We start from the raw sequence: 6,325 nt of genomic DNA, 5'->3' as shown, positions 1-6,325 counted from the left end.
TTACTCACCCGTCCGCCGCTAAGTTAATCCGGAGCAAGCTCCTTCATAACTCCGCTCGACTTGCATGTATTAGGCATGCCGCCAGCGTTCGTCCTGAGCCAGGATCAAACTCTCCAATTAGGACGCTTACGAAGTAAGCGTCACCTGTAACCTCTTCGGTCCAGCTCAAGCTGAGCGGATGAAGAGGTTACAGTATAGAAAGAGCGATTGCTCATTTTGAAACTGACGATTCATTTACTGAATCTTGTAAAAATTAAAGCGTTCCATTTGTTCAGTTTTCAAAGAACTTGCTCCCGGCATTTCGACATTACGTCTCTTGCACAGGAATTAGATCATATCATTTTATTACGTTTGTTGTCAACTTATTTTTCTTCCGCCGCTCAATTCAGCGTCGATGTCTCATAAGCACAAGAGATAATATATCACGCGATTCAGACCTTTGCAAGCCTTTTTTATAAGATAAGAATTTAAATAATTCATTAACGCATAATTGCACGCTATAGAGCACAAATTGATTCCCATAACGGTTCATTTGTCGCTACAATAGGATTTATCGTTATCTTCCAATTATCCTTACCAACTAGCTGTTCCTGAAAGGAGTTCCAATGTCTAATCAATTGAAGGAGTCGCGCAATCTGCAGCAGGCTACTATCTACCGTATTTTACTCGCAGTCAGCTTTGTTCATTTATTCAATGATTCGATTCAGGCGCTTATTCCGGCGATGTTCCCTGTGCTGAAGGATAACCTGACGCTCTCCTATGCCCAGATCGGCTGGATTGCGTTCGCGCTTAACCTCACTTCCTCGGTGATTCAGCCCATTATCGGCTTCGCCGCTGACCGCAGACCCCGCCCTATCCTGCTTCCGCTGGGGATGTGCTGCACTTTTGCCGGAGTCTTCTTACTCGCATTTGCCGGTAATTATGTACTTGTCATCGTGTCCGTGATGCTTGTGGGCTTTGGCTCAGCCGCTTTTCATCCGGAAGGGATGCGGGTAGCCCATATGGCTGCCGGTCAGCGCAAAGGACTGTCCCAATCTATTTTTCAGGTAGGCGGCAATGCCGGTCAGGCCTTGGGGCCTCTATTAATGAAGTGGGTATTCATCCCCTTCGGTCAGATGGGGGCGCTTGGCTTCACTGTTATCGCCGCTGCCGGAGTTGCCGTCCAGGCCTATGTAGCCCGCTGGTACCGTGAGATGCTGGATGCCGGATATACCTTCCGCAAAAGATCAGTGACACGCTCCATCGACCCAGCCCGCAGCAAGCGTATCCTCATTACAACGGTCATCCTGGTCTTCATCGTCTTCGTCCGGTCTTGGTACGGCGCTTCCATCGGCGGGTATTATGCCTTCTATCTAATGGACAAATACGGTATGACGCTGGATGATGCGCAGATCTATATTTTCATCTATCTCGCAGCAGGTGCTGTCGGAACCTTCTTCGGCGGTCCTCTGGCTGACCGTTTCGGGCGCCGTAATCTCATTCTTGTCTCGATGATCGGAACGGTGCCGTTTGCGCTGGCCCTGCCTTTTGTGAATCAGTTCTGGGCGGCCGTGCTGCTGATCATCTCCGGGTTCATCCTCTTGTCCAGCTTCTCCGTAACTGTGATCTACGCGCAGATGCTGTATCCCGGCAATATCGGTACGGTATCGGGACTGATTACGGGCCTTGCCTTCGGACTTGGCGGAATTGGTTCTGTTGTGATTGGCCATCTGATCGACACGATCGGCATAGCCACGGTGTTCGTGGCCTGCGGCTTCCTCCCGCTGCTCGGCCTGCTCGCGCTGCTGCTGCCCGGTGACAAGAAGCTGGAGGAATGGGCAGCCGAATAATCCACTGAGCCTGGCTGGCGGCAGAGAATTATTCAAGAGATGCTTTTTGCGGTACAATTAGTTAAAACTTGAATTAATTATTACCATGCTGGAGGGCAGCCGAGGAGGGATAGCGCTTGAAGAACTTACTTACCACCATCCGCAAAGGGTATGGAAAAAAGCTGGTTTCGCTTCACATGTGGAATGCCTGGCTGGTCTTAATTCTTGCCCTAAGCGGTCTTATGCTGGTTGGAGGCTTCTGGAGAGAACTGCTGGGTGAAGGCAGAGTGTGGCTGAAATGGGGCCATATCGGGTTTGGACTGGTGCTGTTAATTCCCGTAGTCTATTATCTGTTCCTGGCAGCGAAGCATTGGAAGCGGTTGAAGGGGAAAACGGCACAAAAAGCCAATGTCATCTTCGTGCTTACTCTTTTGATCGGCTGGCTCATCTCAGGGGTTGTTCTCTGGCAGTTTAGGCTTGCCGGGCCGAGAGCGGCGAATAGCGCGCTGTTTATTCATGATCTGCTCACCTGGGTGGGACTTCCTGTCATCATCTATCATTCCATTACCCGGGTGAAGTGGCTGAAGGAGCCCAAGAAGCGCACTATTGTGGCAGAAGCTGTACCTGTAGAGGAGAACGCTCCCCTTACCGGACGGCCCCGGCCTGTGGCTCCCTCAGAAGCCCAGCCTCTGTACTCACGCCGTGGTTTCATCAAAGCTGCGGTAGGCGCAGGTCTTGCCGTTACGCTCGGCCCAACCTTTGTCCGCTGGATCGGCAAATCCCTGCAGCTTCCGGGTACAGCCGACTATGCGGCAACGAATGCCAACGCCCTGATTCCCGACCCTGTTCCGCTGGCACAATCCGCACCTCCGATCGGCGGGGGAGCCGAGGGCAGCTTTCGTGTATATACGGTCACGGCCATTCCCGCCTTCGACAATTCCAACTGGTCTTTTACTATTGACGGCCTGGTGGACAAGAAGCTGACCTGGAACTGGGAAGAGTTCGTCAAGCTGCAGCGTGAGGTGCAGGTCAGTGATTTTCACTGTGTGACGGGCTGGTCTGTGTATAAAAATACATGGGAGGGCCTCCCCCTCTCCAAGCTGCTCGATATGGCCGGTGTGCAGGCTCAAGCCGTCACGGTCAAGCTGTATTCGGGAGACGGCGTCTATACGGACTCGCTGACCCTGGATCAGGCACGGATGGATGACATCATGGTGGCGGTGATGCATGACGGCAAACCTATTCCGAATCAGCTCGGCGGGCCTGTACGTCTGGTTACTCCGCAGATGTATGCCTATAAGTCTGTCAAATGGCTAAACCGGATAGAATTAATAGACGAAGATCATGTCGGGTACTGGGAACAGCGGGGTTATGATAAGGACGCCTGGTTGCCTGGTGCTAAGCGGGTGTAGCTTTTCCCTTCTATTCAGACAAGTAGAAACGGCTTCGCTGTCCTTTAAAGGACGGTACCGTTTCAGCGAGAAATAGAAGGATAATTTATCATGTGAAACATATAAATTCTTATATTTTAACAAAAACCTCCTCTCCCAATCAGGGATATGGAGGTTTTTGGTTGTGAACGGTGTGTTACAGACTTGTAAATGAAGCATCGTAAAGGCGGAACATCGTCTTATAGCCGGATTCGTCAATCTTGATCCCGACATCCAGACGTCCCGATATCTCCAGCGGCCCGGAGGTATAGCGGAGCTTGCTGCCTTCAGGCACAAATACAATCATAATCTTGTTCCAGTACGTCTCATCCCCATTATCGAAGGGGCATTCCGCACCCGGCTCCGGGATAAGCAAGAACCAGTTTTTCTCAAAGGAAAGGACTTCGCCCATAAAGCCCTTAATAGTCACTTGCTGACCGCTGAGATTCCAGAAGTCTTCTGAAGGCCGGGTCTGATCGTCACCGTCAAAAAAACCGTTCCAGTCAATGTTCGTATTCCCTGTGGTGGAAACCCCCGCGGTAGTTGCTGGTGTTAATGCCGGTGTTACTAACGGTGTAGCCGCCGGTGTCGCTGCTGGTGTTGCGGGCGGGGACGGGCTATCTGCCGGACGGACTCCGGCCTTGGCCGGTTCTGCTCCAGTACTGCTCTTCCCGGTACCTTTAGGCACTGCCGCTGGCCCGGGACTTTGTACAAGAGAAGGGACTTCAGCGCTTGGAGTGGAGGCAACCGCCTTCTTGGAAGTCTTCCTGGTAGCCGTCATTACTGGTACAGCAGCTGGTGCAGGAGATGGCTTGGACATAACCGTTGCACCGTCTCCGGCGCCTGCATCTTGGGAAGCTGGGGTAGCCTCCGCTCCAGCCTTAGCTGTTGGAGACCCGCCGTTCACATTACTTGTCTGTGCTGTGCCAGAGTTCTCAGGCACGGGTGAAGGTTCAGCAGTCCCCTGCGCAGCTTCGGCCACTGCCGCAAAGGACTCTCCGTTGCCTTCAGCAGCCATATTTTGACCGCAGGCCTGAAGCAGCAGCATCCCCATAACAGCTCCCGACATGAGGAACAGTCTTCCTTGGAATCGTATCAATTGTACGTACCTCCTATGATTTGAACAAGGCGAGCGGATGCATCCGGTACATCCGGAAGGCCGGTCCCAGCGAAGACAGCAGACCTATCGCAAGTGCACCAAGGACAATCAGCCCGTGTTCCGGTGTCCAGTGGTACGGCTCTATTTGAATCCCTGCCTGTGCGAACAATCTATCCTTCAGCAGGTAGGCTCCAAGATGACCAGTCAACAGACCTGCGATTAGTCCTGTCGCTGTCAACAGCAGACCCTCCGTAGTTAACGTCAGCCATACATAGACCTGTGATTTGCCTAGGAGACGAAGTATCCCCACATCCTTGGTCCGTTCCGAGGCTGCTGCAATCAGAGATAAGAGAATGGCAATACCCGCAAGCAGCACACAGATGCCCGTCAATATACCAAGCAGCCGTGAGCCCTGATCCACAGCATTCAGCACCTCGGACACTGCCTGGCTGGTATACACGGCCTGAACACCATTACTGCCATCGAACCCCTGCTTCAGATCATGGGCCCCCAGCAGACTGGACGGTTTGACCAGCACCGCCGTGATCTCGCGATCCTCCGCTTCAAGCCCGTGTACAGCCCAGGCATAGTCTACCGTCGTAAAGACGGCACGGTCATCCGGTGTGTGCAGCTCGGGAAGAATGCCTGTGATCTGGTAGCGGAAACTCCCGTGATCCTGCTCCCCGTGATGCTCTGCCTCCTCCGCTTCGCCTGCTCCATGCCCTTCCGCTTCTTCAGCCTCTTCGGATTCAGGTTCATCCCCCTGCACCAGTCCATGTGCTCCCGCAAAGCTATCGCCTACCTTCAGTCCCAAGGACCGGGCGACGTACGAGCCTATGATTGCTTCTCCGGTATGGGCATACAGCTTGCCTTCCTGAAGCTTGCTGTCACCGTAGCGGGTGAAGAAATAACCGGTATCTATCCCGACGATCGGATACCCCTTGTGGTTGTCTCCCGTGGTCATCGCGAAGGCAACATCCACAGACGGGGCCCGCTGTGCCTGATCCAGCACTGCAAGCGGGATATTTCCGGTCGGCGCACCGATATGATAAAACGTATTGAGTACCAGCTGAGTCTCACTGCCTGCTGCTCCTATGACAAGATCAAAGGGGCCATAGCCCTTCTTGGCTCCCTGTTCCACGCTCTGCCGGGACAGAACAAGCAGTACGATAAAAGCAACCGTAATAGCCACCGCACACACAGTAAGCAGCGACAGGAACCGCCGGTGCAGCACATTACGGAGGGTTAAGCTGAACAGGCTCATAGCGAGGCACCCTCCTGTTGAACCGAAGCGAAGGAAGCCCGCTGCTTAGGCAATGTCTCCCGGCGTACTTCATTAAATTCTTCAATGCTCAAACAACGCGGAAACCGGCCAGCCAGATTGAGGTCATGCGTTACTACGATTAAGGTATACCCGTGTGTCACGCTAAGGCCCAGGAGCAGGGAGGAAATCTCATCGGCCGTCTCCCAGTCCAGGCTGCCTGTAGGCTCATCAGCCAACAGAAGCGGCGGGTGATTCACCATAGCCCTCACAATAGCCACCCGCTGCTGTTGTCCGCGTGACAGCTGGGCAGGGAGATGCTGTCCACGGCCCCCAAGACCAACCTCCTCCAGCCAGCCGTCCACTATACGCCGTCTCTCCTTCTTCGGAAGCCGGGAGGTCATGGCAATCTCGACATTCTGCCGGGCCGTCAGCGAAGGAATGAGATGAAAGTCCTGCAGCACATAGCCGATCGCTGAAGCACGGAAGGCATCCCGCTTCGCCTCGTTGATCTGGTGGAGCGGCTGACCAGCCACCACTATCCCGCCGCTGTCCGCATTCATGATTCCGCTAATCAGATGCAAAAGCGTGCTTTTACCGGACCCGCTGGGTCCGGTAATGGCTACACGCTCTCCTTTTTCAACCTTCCAATGGGGGATATCCAGGATCGGTACCGCTCTACCGTCCATTTTGAACTGTTTTTTCAAATCCCGAATCTGGAGCAATC

5 protein-coding genes and 1 rRNA gene are annotated in these 6,325 nt (G+C 53.5%); 2 read left to right on the top strand and 4 right to left on the bottom strand.

The window, feature by feature from the left end; translation table 11 throughout:
• Window positions 1-120, bottom strand: a 16S ribosomal RNA gene (locus HQN87_RS18320); the annotation flags it as partial.
• A 485-nt stretch (window positions 121-605) separates the two neighbouring features.
• Here HQN87_RS18320 and HQN87_RS18315 point away from each other — a divergent pair.
• Together HQN87_RS18315 and HQN87_RS18310 are read left to right on the top strand one after the other, a co-directional pair.
• Window positions 606-1,829, top strand: coding sequence for an MFS transporter (locus HQN87_RS18315; protein ID WP_173136334.1), 1,224 nt, complete (start codon window positions 606-608; stop codon window positions 1,827-1,829).
• 116 nt (window positions 1,830-1,945) lie between these two features.
• Complete coding sequence (locus HQN87_RS18310) at window positions 1,946-3,220, top strand: molybdopterin-dependent oxidoreductase (RefSeq protein ID WP_254075543.1); 1,275 nt, start codon at window positions 1,946-1,948, stop codon at window positions 3,218-3,220.
• A 175-nt stretch (window positions 3,221-3,395) separates the two neighbouring features.
• Here HQN87_RS18310 and HQN87_RS18305 read toward each other — a convergent pair whose 3' ends face one another.
• The 3 genes from HQN87_RS18305 to HQN87_RS18295 are packed head-to-tail and all read right to left on the bottom strand — an operon-like array spanning window position 3,396 to window position 6,305.
• Window positions 3,396-4,337, bottom strand: coding sequence for a hypothetical protein (locus tag HQN87_RS18305; protein ID WP_254075542.1), 942 nt, complete (start codon window positions 4,335-4,337; stop codon window positions 3,396-3,398).
• Window positions 4,338-4,350: 13 nt separating this feature from the next.
• Entirely contained in the window at window positions 4,351-5,601 is a 1,251-nt protein-coding gene (locus HQN87_RS18300; protein ID WP_173136332.1) for an ABC transporter permease, read from the bottom strand.
• Window positions 5,598-6,305: an ABC transporter ATP-binding protein gene (locus HQN87_RS18295; protein ID WP_254075541.1), complete on the bottom strand. Its 708-nt coding sequence runs from the start codon at window positions 6,303-6,305 to the stop codon at window positions 5,598-5,600. Before HQN87_RS18295 ends, HQN87_RS18300 begins: the two co-directional genes overlap by 4 nt.
• Window positions 6,306-6,325: the final 20 nt, after the last annotated feature.

This window comes from Paenibacillus tritici (assembly GCF_013204885.1).
Classification (GTDB): domain Bacteria; phylum Bacillota; class Bacilli; order Paenibacillales; family Paenibacillaceae; genus Paenibacillus_AQ; species Paenibacillus_AQ tritici.
Note: the sequence above shows the minus strand (reverse complement) of the source record. Positions and strands in the feature narration are given on the sequence as shown.